This window comes from Proteus cibi, from assembly GCF_003144405.1.
Taxonomy (GTDB): domain Bacteria; phylum Pseudomonadota; class Gammaproteobacteria; order Enterobacterales; family Enterobacteriaceae; genus Proteus; species Proteus cibi.
Map to the genome: position 1 here is coordinate 233,228 of NZ_PENW01000008.1, position 16,203 is coordinate 249,430.

Below are 16,203 nucleotides of genomic sequence, written 5' to 3' on the forward strand. Positions count from 1 at the left end.
GTCGGTTTTGATCATGGATGATCATGTTATTCCCGCGAGGACTTAGTAATAAAAGGAAAAGATTTGTATCCAAGGAAGGAAATAAATATTAGCAATGATCATCAATACCATTGATAAGTAAGTGGCAGCCATGCCTGAACGACGCCAGCGAAGTTCACGGTGTTTTAATCCATAAGAGTGTAAAAAGCGACCGGCGATTAAAATTGAGCCACAGATGTGTACCATCCAAACAAAAGCACCATTCATTTCCATGACCAACAATAAGATCATGGAAATCGGAATATATTCTACCGCATTGCCGTGAACTCGGATGGCTGTTTGTAATTCATAAAAGCCACCATCGCCATAAGCAACCCGATATTGTGTTCTGAGTTTTACAACATTGAGGGACAATTTAATCAATAATAGTGCGCCCAGTACGATATAAAGCGAGCTAACCATCTTTTCTCCATTGCCAAAGCCAAAAAACGGCGAATTTAATGATAAACCTCAAAGCGACTTCTGTCGCTATAAATAATTATTATTAATTAATTGTTTGGGGATTAGCAAATCCTTGAAAAGATGTATCATATAAACTAGGTCTATACTCTTATCTCCGGGAAGAATTTTCGTTATAATGTCTGCCTTTTTTTTGACACTACTCGAAAAAGACTATTGCCAAAATTTCCGCAGCAGAAAGCACAACAAGCTGAGTAAAAGGATATTGTATGCGTACTAATTATTGTGGGCAGTTGAATAGCGCCCATGTGGGCCAAAAAGTGACTCTTTGTGGTTGGGTTAACCGTCGCCGTGATTTAGGTGGACTTATCTTTATTGATATGCGAGATCGCGAAGGTATTGTTCAAGTCTTCTTTGACCCAGAACAGAAAGAGGCATTTTCTCAGGCTTCAGAACTGCGTAATGAATTTTGTATTCAAGTCACAGGAACAGTACGCGCTCGTCCTGATAGCCAAGTTAATAAAAATATGGCAACAGGTGAAATTGAGTTAGCGGCAGAATCTCTGTCTATTTTTAACCGTTCAGAGCCATTACCGTTAGATAGTAATCAAACAAATACTGAAGAGCGTCGTTTAACTTATCGTTATTTAGACCTACGTCGCCCTGAAATGTCCGAGCGCTTAAAAACGCGTGCTAAAATCACAAGCTTTGTTCGCCGTTTTATGGATGGTGAAGGTTTCCTTGATGTTGAAACACCAATGCTGACAAAAGCGACACCAGAAGGTGCGCGTGACTATTTAGTGCCAAGTCGTGTACATAAAGGTAAATTCTACGCATTACCACAATCACCACAGCTTTTTAAACAGCTGTTAATGATGTCTGGCTTTGATCGTTACTATCAAATCGTAAAATGTTTCCGCGATGAAGATTTACGTGCTGACCGTCAGCCTGAATTTACACAGATCGATGTTGAAACCTCTTTCATGAGTGCAGATCAAGTGCGCGAAGTGATGGAGCGTATGATCCATGCATTATGGTTAGATATTCTTAATGTCGATTTAGGTGCGTTCCCTGTAATGACTTTTGCTGAAGCAATGCGTCGTTATGGTTCAGACAAACCCGATTTACGTAACCCAATGGAACTTAAAGACATCGCTGATTTAGTTAAAGATGTTGAGTTCAGTGTATTTGCGCAGGCTGCCAACGATGAAAGATGCCGTGTTATCGCATTGCGTGTACCGGGTGGTGCATCATTAACCCGTAAGAATATTGACGAATATACACAGTTTGTTGGTATCTACGGTGCTAAAGGTCTTGCGTGGATGAAAGTCAACGAAAGCGCAAAAGGCATTGAGGGTGTACAAAGCCCAATCGCTAAATTCCTAACTAACGATGTTGTTAACGCTATTTTAGAAACAACAGGCGCTACAGACGGTGATTTAATCTTCTTTGGTGCGGGTCGTAAAGGCACAATGAGTGATGCGATGGGGGCTCTACGTCTGAAAGTGGGGCGTGATCTTGAACTGACAGATTTAAATGCATGGAAACCATTGTGGGTCATTGACTTCCCAATGTTTGAAGAAGATGAAGAAACGGGTAGTTTAAGTGCGATGCACCATCCATTTACTTCACCCAAAGACTTATCTCCTGCTGAATTGACAGCACATCCAGTAGGTGCTGTGGCAAATGCTTATGATATGGTCATTAATGGTTATGAAGTGGGTGGCGGTTCAGTCCGTATTCACCGTAATGAAATGCAACAAGCCGTATTTAGCATTTTAGGTATTACACCGAATGAGCAACAAGAGAAATTTGGTTTCTTATTAGATGCACTTAAATTTGGTACTCCACCACATGCAGGTTTAGCATTTGGTTTAGACCGTTTAGTGATGTTGTTAACCGGTACTGATAACATCCGTGATGTTATTGCTTTCCCTAAAACAACAGCGGCTGCGTGTTTAATGACTAATGCGCCAAGCTTTGCTAATGAAGATTCTTTAAAAGAGTTAGCGATTGCAGTGACTCAAAAAGAAGTTAGCGAAGATAAAGAGTAAATGATGAAATATAAGCGCCCGATATCCGTTTTAGTTGTTATTTATGCAAAAGAGACCAAACGGGTGCTTATGCTAAAGCGTCGAGATGATCCGGATTTCTGGCAATCTGTAACTGGTAGCTTAGAAGAGAATGAAACCCCTTTTCAAACGGCGTTGCGTGAAGTGCAAGAAGAAGTGGGAATTGATATCATAAAAGAAAATCTTGAGCTGGTGGATTGCCACCGCTCAATTCTTTTTGAAATTTTTGCACATTTTCGGCATCGTTATGCACCAGATGTTACTCATTGTCAGGAACATTGGTTTACGTTAGCACTGCCCGCAGAGCGAGATATTGTGCTAACTGAGCATTCGCAATACCAATGGTTAGACGCGTCACTGGCGGCAAAATTAACAAAATCCGCCAGTAATCAGCAAGCGATTGAAGAATTTGTTATTTAATGATTAGACCACGTTTGGAGATATTTCATGGCAGGTCATAGTAAATGGGCCAATACAAAACACCGTAAAGCAGCGCAAGATGCGAAACGCGGTAAAATTTTCACTAAAATCATCCGTGAATTAGTTACAGCAGCACGTTTAGGTGGTGGTGATCCTGCAACTAACCCGCGTTTACGTGCGGCAGTTGATAAAGCATTATCGAACAACATGACTCGTGACACCTTAAATCGTGCAATTGCACGCGGTGTGGGTAATGATGAAAACGATAATATGGAAACCATCATTTATGAAGGCTACGGCCCAGCAGGTACTGCTGTGATGGTTGAATGCTTAAGTGATAATCGTAACCGTACTGTTTCCGATGTTCGCCATGCATTTACCAAAACAGGTGGTAACTTAGGAACAGATGGTTCTGTATCTTATCTGTTTACCAAAAAAGGGGTCATTTCATACGCACCAGGTGTTGATGAAGATGCCGTTATGGAAGCTGCGTTGGAAGCAGGTGCTGATGACGTTGAAACTTTTGATGATGGCGCTATTGATGTTTACACGACACCAGAATCTTTTGGTGAAGTAAAAGATGCGATGGATGCAGCAGGTTTTGTGGCTGAATCAGCAGAAGTTTCAATGATCCCATCGACTAAAGCAGAATTAGATATTGAAACTGCACCAAAATTAATGCGTCTTATTGATATGTTAGAAGACAGTGATGACGTACAAGAAGTGTATCACAACGGTGATATCTCAGATGAAGTTGCAAAACAACTGGAAGATATCCTGTAATCGTTTTTGCAATTATCGAAAATAACGGTGTTTAACGCTGTTATTAAAAGTGCGAAGAGAAGAGCAGAGCAGATTTTTTTGCTCTTTTCTCTCGCCATCGACCATATCGGCAACAGGAATTGATATGGCTATCATTCTAGGTATAGACCCTGGTTCGCGTGTTACCGGCTATGGTGTCATTCGACAGCAAGGGCGACAACTTATCTATTTGGGAAGCGGTTGTATTCGCACACAAGTTCCCGACCTTCCTAATCGACTTAAACGTATTTATGCAGGTGTTAGCGAAATCATTACTCAATTTTCGCCGGATGTGTTTGCGGTTGAGCAAGTATTTATGGCTAAAAATGCGGATTCGGCACTTAAACTTGGGCAAGCGCGTGGTGTAGCAATACTTGCCGCAGTGAATAACGATCTTCCTGTTTTTGAATATGCCGCACGCCAAGTCAAACAGACCGTTGTGGGTACTGGCGCCGCTGAAAAAAGCCAAGTACAGCATATGGTGCGTTCAATATTAAAATTATCCGCAGCACCACAATCGGATGCTGCCGATGCATTGGCGATTGCGATTACACATTGCCACTTTAACCAAAATTTATTACGTGTAGGTGATCCACGTCTGGTTTTAACGCGAGGTCGGTTAAGATAAGTGGTTATCTTGGTAAATGTCTTTGGTTTTTCACAAGCTGGATATACGTCCAGCTTTTTTTATGTTATAAACTTGGCGTAATTATATTTGCGGAGGCGTTAGGGTGATAGGTCGTATCAGAGGAATTATTCTTGAAAAACAGCCACCGGTGGTGCTGATCGAGGCAGGTAATGGTGTAGGTTATGAAATCAATATGCCAATGACCTGTTTTTATGAATTGCCTGATATTGGTCACGAAGCCATTATCTATACGCAATTTATCGTACGCGAAGATGCACAATTACTTTACGGTTTTAACCAAAAACAAGAACGCGCACTTTTTCGTGAATTAATTAAAGTGAATGGTGTGGGACCTAAACTCGCCTTAGCTATTCTGTCTGGCATGTCTGCTCGTCAATTTGTCACCGCCATTGAAAATGAATCTATCTCTTCACTAGTGAAATTACCAGGTGTAGGTAAGAAAACCGCTGAGCGTTTAGTTGTCGAAATGAAAGATCGCTTTAAAGGTCTTAATGGTGATTTATTCGAAAATAGTGATATTGAGTTACCAGAAAGCACTTCACCTAAAGCGCCAAAAGCGGCTGATATTGAAGCTGAAGCCTCTGCTGCATTAATTGCATTAGGCTATAAACCACAAGAAGCTGCAAAAATGATCAGTAAAGTGGCAAAACTGGGTACAGATAGCGAGACGCTTATCAAAGAAGCGTTGCGTGCGGCTATTTAGGAGTAACACATTGTGATTGAAGCAGATCGCCTGATTTCAGCAGAAATTCAACAACCTGAAGAAGAAATTATTGATAGGGCTATTCGCCCTAAATCTCTTGCCGAATATGTTGGACAACCACAAGTTCGAGAACAAATGGAGATTTTTATTCAGGCGGCTAAATTGCGTCATGATGCACTCGATCATTTGCTTATCTTTGGACCTCCGGGATTAGGTAAAACCACATTGGCAAATATCATTGCTAATGAAATGGGAGTTAATTTACGGACAACATCAGGTCCTGTACTTGAAAAAGCGGGTGATCTCGCCGCGATGCTAACTAATCTTGAGCCTCATGACGTATTATTTATTGATGAGATCCATCGTCTTTCACCCGTTGTTGAAGAAATTCTTTACCCAGCAATGGAAGATTATCAACTTGATATCATGATTGGTGAAGGACCAGCGGCGCGTTCAATTAAAATTGATCTACCTCCATTTACCTTAGTGGGAGCAACTACCAGAGCAGGCTCTTTAACCTCTCCATTGCGTGACCGTTTTGGTATTGTTCAACGCCTTGAATTTTATAATGTTGACGATCTTCAACACATTGTTTCTCGTAGTGCCAGTTTTATGGGATTAGAGATGACAGATGAAGGTGCTCGTCAAATTGCTATGCGTTCACGAGGCACACCGCGTATTACTAACCGATTATTGCGTCGCGTGAGAGACTTTGCCCAAGTAAAGGGTAATGGTGCCATTGATGAAGAGATTGCTTCTAAAGCGCTTGATATGCTGAATGTGGATGCGGCTGGTTTTGATTATTTAGATCGTAAACTTCTTTTCGCCATCATTGATAAATTTATGGGGGGGCCTGTTGGACTTGATAACCTTGCCGCCGCAATTGGTGAAGAGCGAGAAACGATTGAAGATGTATTAGAGCCTTACTTAATACAGCAAGGTTTTATACAGCGCACACCACGAGGTCGTGTTGCCACTCATCATGCTTATCGTCATTTTAATCGTATTGTCGAAGAGCCTTAGCATTGATATCAGTACGGAATTAAAGGTAATCAAATGATAGAACTGACGCGAGGCAATCTTTTACATGCAAACACTGAAGCAATTGTAAATGCTGTCAATTGTGTGGGGGTAATGGGGCGAGGTATTGCTTTACAGTTTAAAAAAGCATGGCCTGATAATTTCAACGCTTATGCTTTAGCGTGCAAAAATAAAGCGCTGACACCTGGTGTGATGTTTATTTATGAAATACCAAAAGCGACGAATCCTCGTTTTATTGTCAATTTTCCAACAAAACGACATTGGCGAAATGCAAGTTGCATTGAAGATATTGAAGCGGGATTAATTACACTGGTTGATGAAATTAAACAGCGCAAGATTAAATCTATTGCTATTCCACCTTTAGGGGCAGGGTTAGGCGGCTTAGAATGGCCTGTGGTGTATGAAAAAATTAAAAGCGCAATGGAACCCTTAACAGATGTCCATGTGCTAATTTATGCTCCCATCGACGAAATAGAATGAAGTAAAAAGCAGAAATAGCAATTTTCAGATATTCAATTGAAATTTGGCAAAAATAAACCCCAATAGCACTCTGTTATTGGGGTTTATTGTTATTTATCTAACGAGCTAGGAATATTACTGTTTAGTCGGTGCTAATAAACTCAAGATAAATAGACAACTCGCGGCTAAAACCACAGAAGGGCCAGCGGGGGTGTCATAGAAAGCAGAGAAAGTTAAACCGCCTGTAATTGCCAACATACCAACAGCGATTGCAATCAGAGCCATTTGCTCAGGAGAACGAGCAAAACGGCGAGCTGTTGCCGCAGGGATGATGAGTAAAGAGGTAATGATCAGCGCGCCAACAAACTTCATCGCTAAACCAATAGTTAATGCGGTGATCATCATTAACTTTAAGCGTTCTCGCTGAATATTCACACCATCAACAAATGCCATATCTTGATTAATTGTCATTGAAAGTAGTGGGCGCCATGAGCGAATAATCACAAATAAAACAATCACAACACCAATAAAAATACTGATAACGTCTTGATAGTTGACAGACAGCAAATCACCAAACAGATAAGCCATTAAATCAACACGCACATTTGACATTAAACTTACTACCACAAGCCCTAAAGAAAGCGCACTGTGTGCCATGATCCCTAAAAGAGTATCAACAGAAAGTTGAGGTTTTAATTCTAACCAGACTAATAAAATAGCGAGCAGAAGTGTGACAGCAATCACCGCATAAAAAGGCTCAATGTTAAATAGCAAGCCAAAAGCAACCCCCAGTAGTGAGGCGTGTGCTAGGGTATCACCAAAATAAGACATCCGGCGCCAAACGACAAAAGAGCCCAAAGGGCCCGCCGCCATTGCTAAGAGCATACCGGCAATCCAACCCGGTAACAGCAACTCAATCATGACGACACTCCTTACTATGCTGGTGATGATGACGATAAATACCAAGTTGCTCAGCACCACGACTTCCAAACATGGCAATAAATTCAGGGTGCGAAGAAACAACATCAGGTGTGCCCGAACAGCAAATATGACCATTTAAACAGAGGACTTCGTCTGTTTTTGCCATCACAAGATGAAGATCATGAGAAACCATCAAGATGGCACAACCTAATTCATGACGAAGCTGATTAATTAAATCATACAGAGCTAATTGACCATTAACATCAACACCTTGGGTGGGTTCATCTAAAACTAAAAGTTGGGGCTGATTAAGCAATGCTCTTGCTAACAATACACGTTGAGACTCACCACCAGAAAGTTTCTGCATAGGCTGATCGATTAATTTAGCCGCATTAACTCGTTCTAAAGCAGGGAGAATATCTCTATCATGAACTCCTGGTTTTAGTGTCATAAACCGTTTAACGGTAAGTGGCATAGTGGGATCGAGATAAAGTTTTTGTGGCACATAGCCCACTCGTAGCGCGTTTTGTCGCTCAACTTTTCCTGAGGTTGGGTTCAATAAACCAAGAACTAAACGGATAACGGTAGATTTACCGGCACCATTAGGGCCAAGTAAAGTAAGAATACGGCCTGCTTTTAGATCAAAAGAGATATTTTTTAAAATTTCCTTTTCACCAAAAGAAACACAAACCGATTTTAAACAAATCAAGTCAGACATAAAATTAGCACTTGCAGAATCATTGAAACGTTATAATATAACATTTCCAATGATGATTCACGAGAATTCTTCCTATGTTACATAAAAACAACAAATTTGCGCATCGTTTTTTATTGAAATCATTTTTAGCGACAGCGATGATAAGCTCATTCAGTGCTTCAGTGCAGGCTGATGTCGTCGTTTCCGTTAGACCATTAGGATTTATTGCTGCAGCTATCGCTGATGGAGTAACACCAACGGAGGTTTTATTACCCGATGGAGCCTCTCCACACGATTATGCATTAAAACCCTCTGATTTGAAAAAAATCACCTCCGCAGACCTGATGGTATGGGTAGGGCCTGATATGGAAGTGTTTTTAGATAAGCCATTAAACAGACTTACTGACAATCATAAGTTGGCTTTAGCGGAAACTGACGAGATAAAGTCACTTTTATTGAAAGATGATGATGACAATGTGCATAAACATGAGGAAAATCACGAACATCATTCTCACGGTGATTATAATATGCACATCTGGTTATCACCAGAGATTGCGTTGTCGTCTGCAAAACAGATCCACGAAAGGTTAATAACACTCTATCCAGATAAAAAAGAACTTCTGGACGTAAACCTAGGTAAATTCAGCGAACAACTCAAGCAAACTGATAAGAATCTTGTTAATATTCTGTCGCCTGTGAGAAATAAGGGTTATTTTGTCTTTCATGATGCTTATGGCTACTTCGAAAAACATTATAATTTAAAGCCGTTAGGTCATTTTACGATCAACCCTGAAATACAGCCGGGCGCGCAGAAATTACATCAAATACGAACACAATTGGTTGAGCAAAAAGCAACCTGCATTTTTGCTGAGCCACAATTTAGGCCGACAGTAATAGAAACAGTGGCGAAAGGCACTGGGGTTAAAATGGGTGTATTAGACCCCCTAGGAAGTGGGATTGCTCTGACTCAAGAGAGTTATACAAAATTCCTTAGCCAACTAGCTAACCAATATGCGAGCTGCCTGAATGAAACACAATAAGGAATTAATAACGTGCAGCAGAAGAAATCCATTGCACAGGTATATTTAAGTTTACCACTCCCACATAAGATCATGCTCGGTTCGTTAACTGCTGCAACACTGGCCGTCGCAATTTGGCGACCAGTGGTTCTTCAAAATGAGCAAAACCGAGAAGTTCCTGTCAGCATTCAAATGCCTTCAGCCGTACAAAGTGAAAATACAGATGACATTATCACTGACAGTAGTGATCAACTTACTGATGAAGGCTTAGTCGGTGCAGAAGATGGCTCTGATACGAGCACTGCGGTTGCACAAGTTCCTCATACTTATATTGTCTCTAGTGGTGATTCACTAAGTTCAATACTGACTCAGTTTGGTATTGATTCTGCTGATATCGCAACTATCTCTAATCAAAATAAAGATCTTAGAAACCTTAAAATCGGGCAGCCTATTAGTTGGGAGCTTGATGATAATGGCTTGCTAAAAGAGTTAAGCTGGGGCGTTTCGCGTCGTGAAACACGTGTTTATACCCGTACAGAAACGGGCTTTAAAGAGACAAAAGAATTTCAAAAAGGTGAGTGGAAAAACAGTGTTACCACTGGCGTTATTCGCGGCAGTTTCTCCGTTAGTGCAACGAATGCCGGTTTAACAAATTCAGAAGCGCGTGCAGTGACTAAAGCATTGCAATGGCAAGTCGATTTTAAAAAACTACAAAGTGGCGATCAATTTGCGGCACTCTTTTCTCGCGAAGTGCTTGATGGCCGTACAGAGCAAAGTGAACTTATTGGTGTGCGTTTACGCAGCGCAGGTAAAGACTACTATGCTTTCCTTGCTGAAGACGGTCGTTTTTATGATAGCCAAGCGGGGGGATTAGAACGTGGATTTATGCGATTCCCAACAGTGAAACAGTTTAGAGTATCCTCTCAATTTAACCCTCGCCGTATTAACCCTGTTACAGGTCGTTTAGCTGCCCATAAAGGTGTTGACTTTGCTATGCCTGTAGGTACGCCTGTATTAGCAACAGGGGATGGTGAAGTGATCGTTGCCAAATACAGTGGTGCGGCAGGCAACTTTATCGCTATTCGTCATGGTAGCCAATATACAACACGTTATATGCACTTACGTCAGCTACTTGTAAAACCGGGACAACGTGTTAAGCGTGGAGATAGAATTGCGTTATCAGGGAATACTGGACGTTCTACTGGGCCTCATTTGCATTATGAGCTGTGGATCAACCAACAAGCAGTCAATCCACTAACGGCAACATTGCCTCGAGCTGACGGTTTAACAGGTAAAGATAAACAAGAATATCTTGCCAAAGTAAAAGAGATCAAACCTCAATTAGTGCTAGCCGATTGACAATAAACACGATTTTAAAGACATAAAAGCGGATGATTGATATCATCCGTTTTTGTTTTAATGTTTTTTACGCCTATTTGGGGTATCAGTTCAGAGAGTTATCTGATGAATAAAGAAAAAGATACAGATAGCAAAGCGGGTTATGTACCCACTTTTCACCGTGCATATTTGCATCCTCGTCATTGGGGAACATGGTTAGGTGCAGGTGTATTAAGTGCATTAGCTTATATGCCAGTAAAATGGCGTGATCCATTTCTTGCTTCTATTGGTCGTTTTGTTGGACGTAAAGCGAAAAGCGCAAGACGTCGTGCAGATATCAACTTGAGATACTGTTTTCCAACATGGAATAAAACGCAACGTGAAAATGTACTCGACAGTATGTTTGAAACTGCGCCTCAATCCTTTGTGATGTTAGCAGAGCTTTGTTTAAGAGGTCCTGATCGTATATTAAAACGGACCTCTTGGCAGGGATTAGACATTATTGAGCGTTTTAAAGAGCAAGGTCGTAATGTTATTTTTATGGTACCTCATGGCTGGGCAGTTGATATCCCAGCAATGCTATTAGCATCAACAGGTCAGAAAATGGCAGCGATGTTTCATCACCAAAAAGATCCTGTTGCTGATTATTTATGGAATAAAGCACGTCATCATTTTGATGGTCGATTACATTCACGCGAAGCAGGTATTAAGCCTTTTATTGCTTCTGTGCGACAAGGTTACTGGGGTTATTATCTGCCAGATCAAGATCATGGTGCCGAGCATAGCCAATTTGTGGATTTTTTCGGTACCTATAAAGCGACATTACCTGCGATTGGGCGGTTAATGAAAGTGTGCCGAGCCGCTATCGTACCGTTGTTTCCCGTGTATTGTCATAAAACACATCAGCTGAATATTATTGTTCGTGAACCAATGGATGATATTGCAGATAAAGATGATGCATACATTGCACGCAGAATGAATGAAGAGTTAGAAGCACTCGTGACACCAACACCAGAGCAATATACGTGGATCTTAAAATTATTAAAGACACGTAAAGAGGGTGAAATAGAGCCTTATGCTCGTGAGAATATTTTAGACTAGTTCTTGCACGAAAAATAAGTAAATAAAAAACGGGCACTTTATTAAGTGCCCGTTTTGTTATTAATATTTAGAACGCTGTATTATTCAACCGTCAGAATACGGCATGTATTGGTGCTGCCGACGGTGCCCATTTGGTCACCTTGAGTGACTAACACTAAATCACCAGAAACTAAGAAACCTTTATCACGCAGACGACCAATTGCCTCATTAGCAGCGGCAATACCATCAGTGTGAGTACTGCAATAAACAGGTGTTACACCACGATACAGAGCGGTCTGATTTAATGTTTTCTCATGACGCGACATTGAGAAAATAGGTAAACCTGTACTGATACGAGACATCATGCGTGCAGTACGACCTGATTCCGTCATCGCAATAATCGCATTAACGCCTCTCATATGGTTAGCTGCATACATTGTAGACATCGCAATGGCTTCTTCCACTGTATCAAACACCATATCTAAACGGTGCTTAGAAACATTGGCAGCTGGCATTTTTTCAGCACCTAAGCAGACCTGTGCCATAGAAGCAACGGTTTCTGCGGGATATTGCCCAGCCGCGGTTTCTGCTGAAAGCATAACGGCATCAGTACCATCCAATACAGCGTTAGCAACGTCCATAACTTCGGCACGAGTTGGCATCGGATTTGTTATCATTGATTCCATCATTTGAGTGGCAGTGATAACGACTCGATTAAGCTGACGAGCACGACGAATTAATTTTTTTTGTACGCCAACTAGCTCAGGATCACCAATTTCAACGCCTAAATCGCCACGCGCAACCATCACCACATCTGAAGCAAGAATGATTTCATCAATGATTTCATCATTAGCAACGGCTTCCGCTCGTTCTACTTTTGAAACGATTTGGCATTCACAGCCAGCATCACGGGCTAAACGACGAGCAAGGTTAAGATCTTCGCCCGTTCTTGGGAATGAAACGGCAAGGTAATCAACACCGATTTTTGCAGCCGTGATAATATCTTGCTTATCTTTTTCTGTTAATGCATCAGCAGAGAGACCACCACCGAGCTTATTAATACCTTTATTGTTAGATAAAGGGCCACCGACAGTCACTTCAGTAAAGACTTTTAAGCCATCTACTTTGAGGACTTTTAACTGAACTCGACCATCATCAAGAAGTAAAATATCGCCTGGAACCACATCGGCGGGTAAGCCTTTATAATCAATACCTACTTGATTTTGATTGCCTTCGCCTTTTTCGAGTGCCGCATCAAGTAAGAATTTATCACCGACATTCAGGAAAACTTTTCCATCTTTAAAGGTAGATACACGGATTTTAGGACCTTGTAAATCCCCGAGAATAGCAACATGGCGACCTAATCTTGCTGCAATTTCACGCGTGCGATTAGCACGAGCAAGATGATCTTCCGCAGAACCATGAGAGAAATTTAATCGAACAACATTTGCGCCAGCAATAATAATTTTTTCTAAGTTATTATCACGATCTGTTGCTGGGCCTAAGGTGGTAACAATTTTTGTTCTTCTGAGCCGTCTGGACATGTATTACTCCGTTGACCTTGAACGAAAGGTGTTGGCAATTGGATAAAACAGGGATCAAACTGAGTTTTATCCAATATGTTAAGTGAAACGCTTCAAGCTAATTGCAACACACACTACTGTTTTCATTATATGCGAGAGTTAGCTCGCAGATATGCTACCATTTTTCAAAAACTTATCTAGTCAGGGGCACAATGGGAAGTGTGACAATACTAACAGAATAATTAAAAACGGTTACTTATCAAACCGTGAATCACGTAAAGCTTCTTTGACGCGCTTCAAGTTATCTCTGAATTTTGGTCCTCGGCGTAAAATAAATCCTGTTGCGAGAACATCAATAATAGTGAGTTGTGCAAGGCGGGAGATCATCGGCATGTAAATATCGGTATCTTCAGGCACATCAAGCAAGATGGGAAGGGTCGCTTCAGAGGCTAAAAGAGAGCCTGGCGTTGTAATGGCAATCACGGCAGCATCGTTTTCACGGGCGATTTTTGCAATTTCAACTAAATTTTTAGTACGTCCTGTATGTGAAATAATCACGACCACATCACCATCAGTACTATTTATGCAACTCATACGTTGCATAATAACATCATCAAAATAAGTGACAGGAATATTAAAACGAGAAAACTTATTCATGGCATCGTGAGCAACGGCTGCGGATGCCCCCAAACCAAAAAAAGAGATTTTTTTAGCTTGTGTCAAAATATCAACGGCACGATTGATAGTGGCGATATCAATATTATTTTTAACGTTTTCAAGTCCCGCCATTGCGGATTCAAAAATTTTATTGGTATAAGAGGAGACCGTATCGGAATCATCAATATTACGATTTACATAAGGTGTGCCGTTGGCAATACTTTGTGCTAGTTGTAATTTGAAATCAGGAAATCCTTTTGTTGCCATACGTCGGCAAAAACGATTAACAGTCGGCTCACTGACATCAGCCGTTTTAGCCATTAAGGCAATACTTGAATGGATAACTGTTTGTGGCGCAGTTAAAACAGCCTCTGCGACTTTTTTTTCTGATTTGCTCAAGATGTCCAGATTAGACTGAACCCTTTCCAATATATTCATTAAATATACAGATCCTTGGCTTTGCCAATTTCAATAAAAGGAGAAATCTATAACGGTTTTATGAAAATATACTACGCAAAGAACAAGGCTTGCAGTGTAAACCATCGGTAAACAGGGCTTTTTTCGTTAAAGTATGACGTGTGTCTAACTTTCAAAGCTGAAAACAAGAAACAAAACTGTTGTAAAGTTACAAGAAAGGATAAAACGCTAGGCATAAAATGAAGCATTACAATATGTGTGATAAGTTAGAGACTAAAATGTGCGAGTGTATTTACTGAATACATTCAAAAGAGTACATTAATACAAAATTATGTAACAAAATTACAAAATCTCATCATGAGGAGACGTTCTATGGCAGCGATATCGACTGCTCAGGCCTGTGATCTGGTTATCTTCGGTACGAAAGGGGATCTCGCACGCCGTAAGCTCATTCCATCATTATATCAATTGGAAAAAGCAGGATATATTCACCCTGACTCTCGCATTATTGGTGTCGGTCGTGCTGATTGGGATGTAGAGGCATATAAAAATGTCGCTCATGAAGCGTTAAAAACCTTTTTAAAAGAAGACATTAATCCTGAAATTTGGCAACGTTTAAGTGATCGCTTAGATTTTTGTAATCTTGATGTGAATGAAACCGACCATTTTATTGAGTTATCAAAGCATCTAAAACAAGATAAATTACCGGCTATCTATTACTTTGCTATGCCGCCAAGCACCTTTAGTGCAATGTGTCAGGGATTAGGTCATGCAAAATTAAATAAAGAGCCTAATCGTGTCGTAATGGAAAAGCCATTAGGGACAGATTTGGCGTCTTCTGTTTCTATTAACGATAGCGTGGCGAAATACTTTAAAGAAAGTCAAATTTATCGTATTGACCACTATTTAGGTAAAGAAACGGTTTTAAACCTATTAGCACTGCGCTTTGCAAACTCACTGTTTGTTAACAACTGGGACAATAAAACGATTGATCATGTCCAAATTACAGTTGCAGAAGAAGTGGGTATTGAAGGACGTTGGGGATACTTTGATCAAGCAGGTCAAATGCGTGATATGGTGCAAAATCATCTATTGCAGATCCTGACGATGATTGCGATGTCACCGCCAGCGGATTTAACCGCTGACAGTATTCGTCAAGAGAAAGTGAAAGTTTTACGTTCATTACGCCGTATTGATAACACGAATATTCGTGAAAAAACGGTGCGTGGGCAATATACAGGCGGTTTTGTACAAGGTAAAAAAGTCCCCGGTTATCTTGATGAAGAAGGTGCCAATAAAACCAGCAATACAGAAACATTTGTAGCAATCCGTGCTGATATTGATAACTGGCGTTGGGCTGGTGTTCCGTTCTATTTAAGAACAGGTAAACGTCTACCAAGTAAATGCTCAGAAGTTGTGGTTTATTTTAAAAAACCAGCGCTGAATATCTTCAGTGAGACTTATCAAGAGCTACCGCAAAATAAGCTGACTATCCGTTTACAGCCAGATGAAGGTATTGATATCGAAGTGCTAAATAAAGCACCTGGGCTCGATCATAAACACCGTTTACAAACCACTAAGCTGGACTTGAGTTTCTCTGAAACATTCAACCAAACGCATTTAGCGGATGCTTACGAGCGTTTATTGTTAGAAGCCATGCGTGGCATTCAAGCGTTGTTTGTGCGTCGTGACGAAGTGGAAGAAGCATGGAAATGGGTTGATTCAATTATCAATGCATGGGAATGCGATAATGAGCTGCCTAAGCCATATCAAGCGGGGACATGGGGACCTGTTGCATCTGTTGCAATGATCACGCGTGATGGTCGCTCTTGGAATGAAATTGAATAATTGATTTTGATGGTCAATTCTAAGAAGAAAACACCCAGTTATGAACTGCACCCCAAAAGTTGGACACCAACTTTGGGGTGTTTTTCTATGGCTAAATATTCTCTTGATTTTAAACTAAAT

At 40.8% G+C, this 16,203-nt stretch carries 16 protein-coding genes; 11 read left to right on the plus strand and 5 right to left on the minus strand.

Translation table 11 applies throughout. The features are described 5' to 3' along the window. Positions 1-42: 42 nt before the first annotated feature. Positions 43-441 (minus strand): MAPEG family protein, encoded by a 399-nt coding sequence (locus DK865_RS03740; RefSeq protein WP_023582071.1) that lies wholly within the window; start codon positions 439-441, stop codon positions 43-45. A 266-nt stretch (positions 442-707) separates the two neighbouring features. On the opposite strand from DK865_RS03740, the gene aspS reads away from it, so the two are divergent. From aspS to DK865_RS03775, 7 genes are all read left to right on the plus strand, one after another. Further along, a complete protein-coding gene (gene aspS, locus DK865_RS03745; protein ID WP_023582072.1) occupies positions 708-2,492 on the plus strand; it encodes an aspartate--tRNA ligase in 1,785 nt (594 codons plus the stop codon). 3 nt (positions 2,493-2,495) lie between these two features. Continuing rightward, positions 2,496-2,930 (plus strand): dihydroneopterin triphosphate diphosphatase, encoded by a 435-nt coding sequence (gene nudB, locus DK865_RS03750; protein WP_162556604.1) that lies wholly within the window; start codon positions 2,496-2,498, stop codon positions 2,928-2,930. A gap of 27 nt (positions 2,931-2,957) precedes the next feature. Then, positions 2,958-3,713 (plus strand): YebC/PmpR family DNA-binding transcriptional regulator, encoded by a 756-nt coding sequence (locus DK865_RS03755; RefSeq protein ID WP_023582074.1) that lies wholly within the window; start codon positions 2,958-2,960, stop codon positions 3,711-3,713. Positions 3,714-3,837: 124 nt separating this feature from the next. Then, positions 3,838-4,359 (plus strand): crossover junction endodeoxyribonuclease RuvC, encoded by a 522-nt coding sequence (gene ruvC, locus DK865_RS03760; RefSeq protein ID WP_006536599.1) that lies wholly within the window; start codon positions 3,838-3,840, stop codon positions 4,357-4,359. Positions 4,360-4,462: 103 nt separating this feature from the next. Continuing rightward, complete coding sequence (gene ruvA, locus DK865_RS03765; RefSeq protein ID WP_036912943.1) at positions 4,463-5,083, plus strand: Holliday junction branch migration protein RuvA; 621 nt, start codon at positions 4,463-4,465, stop codon at positions 5,081-5,083. Between the two features lie 12 nt (positions 5,084-5,095). Then, the gene (gene ruvB / locus DK865_RS03770) at positions 5,096-6,106 is read left to right on the plus strand and encodes a Holliday junction branch migration DNA helicase RuvB (RefSeq protein WP_036912945.1); all 1,011 of its coding nucleotides are present in this window, start codon (positions 5,096-5,098) and stop codon (positions 6,104-6,106) included. Between the two features lie 33 nt (positions 6,107-6,139). Further along, positions 6,140-6,604 carry a macro domain-containing protein gene (locus tag DK865_RS03775; protein ID WP_023582075.1) on the plus strand — a complete coding sequence of 155 codons (465 nt, stop codon included), beginning with the start codon at positions 6,140-6,142 and terminating at the stop codon, positions 6,602-6,604. A 114-nt stretch (positions 6,605-6,718) separates the two neighbouring features. Here the strand turns inward: DK865_RS03775 and znuB are convergent, their stop codons facing one another. Continuing rightward, the gene (znuB, locus tag DK865_RS03780) at positions 6,719-7,504 is read right to left on the minus strand and encodes a zinc ABC transporter permease subunit ZnuB (RefSeq protein WP_023582076.1); all 786 of its coding nucleotides are present in this window, start codon (positions 7,502-7,504) and stop codon (positions 6,719-6,721) included. After that, a complete protein-coding gene (znuC, locus tag DK865_RS03785; protein ID WP_023582077.1) occupies positions 7,497-8,222 on the minus strand; it encodes a zinc ABC transporter ATP-binding protein ZnuC in 726 nt (241 codons plus the stop codon). Before znuC ends, znuB begins: the two co-directional genes overlap by 8 nt. Positions 8,223-8,296: 74 nt before the next feature. Between znuC and znuA the strand changes: the two genes are divergently transcribed. The 3 genes from znuA to lpxM all read left to right on the plus strand — a co-directional run bounded on the left by znuA (position 8,297) and on the right by lpxM (position 11,659). Further along, positions 8,297-9,241, plus strand: a complete 945-nt coding sequence (znuA, locus tag DK865_RS03790; RefSeq protein ID WP_109391229.1) for a zinc ABC transporter substrate-binding protein ZnuA — start codon at positions 8,297-8,299, stop codon at positions 9,239-9,241. A 12-nt stretch (positions 9,242-9,253) separates the two neighbouring features. Further along, positions 9,254-10,579, plus strand: a complete 1,326-nt coding sequence (mepM, locus tag DK865_RS03795; protein WP_036912947.1) for a murein DD-endopeptidase MepM — start codon at positions 9,254-9,256, stop codon at positions 10,577-10,579. A gap of 105 nt (positions 10,580-10,684) precedes the next feature. Beyond that, positions 10,685-11,659: a lauroyl-Kdo(2)-lipid IV(A) myristoyltransferase gene (lpxM, locus tag DK865_RS03800; protein WP_036913473.1), complete on the plus strand. Its 975-nt coding sequence runs from the start codon at positions 10,685-10,687 to the stop codon at positions 11,657-11,659. An 80-nt stretch (positions 11,660-11,739) separates the two neighbouring features. On the opposite strand, the gene pyk is transcribed toward lpxM, so the two are convergent. Then, on the minus strand, positions 11,740-13,182 hold the full coding sequence (pyk, locus tag DK865_RS03805; protein ID WP_109391230.1) for a pyruvate kinase: 1,443 nt from the start codon (positions 13,180-13,182) through the stop codon (positions 11,740-11,742). Positions 13,183-13,413: 231 nt separating this feature from the next. Beyond that, positions 13,414-14,256: a MurR/RpiR family transcriptional regulator gene (locus DK865_RS03810; protein ID WP_109391231.1), complete on the minus strand. Its 843-nt coding sequence runs from the start codon at positions 14,254-14,256 to the stop codon at positions 13,414-13,416. 351 nt (positions 14,257-14,607) lie between these two features. Here DK865_RS03810 and zwf point away from each other — a divergent pair, with 351 nt between their 5' ends. Further along, the gene (zwf, locus tag DK865_RS03815) at positions 14,608-16,083 is read left to right on the plus strand and encodes a glucose-6-phosphate dehydrogenase (protein WP_023582082.1); all 1,476 of its coding nucleotides are present in this window, start codon (positions 14,608-14,610) and stop codon (positions 16,081-16,083) included. Positions 16,084-16,203 lie beyond the last annotated feature (120 nt).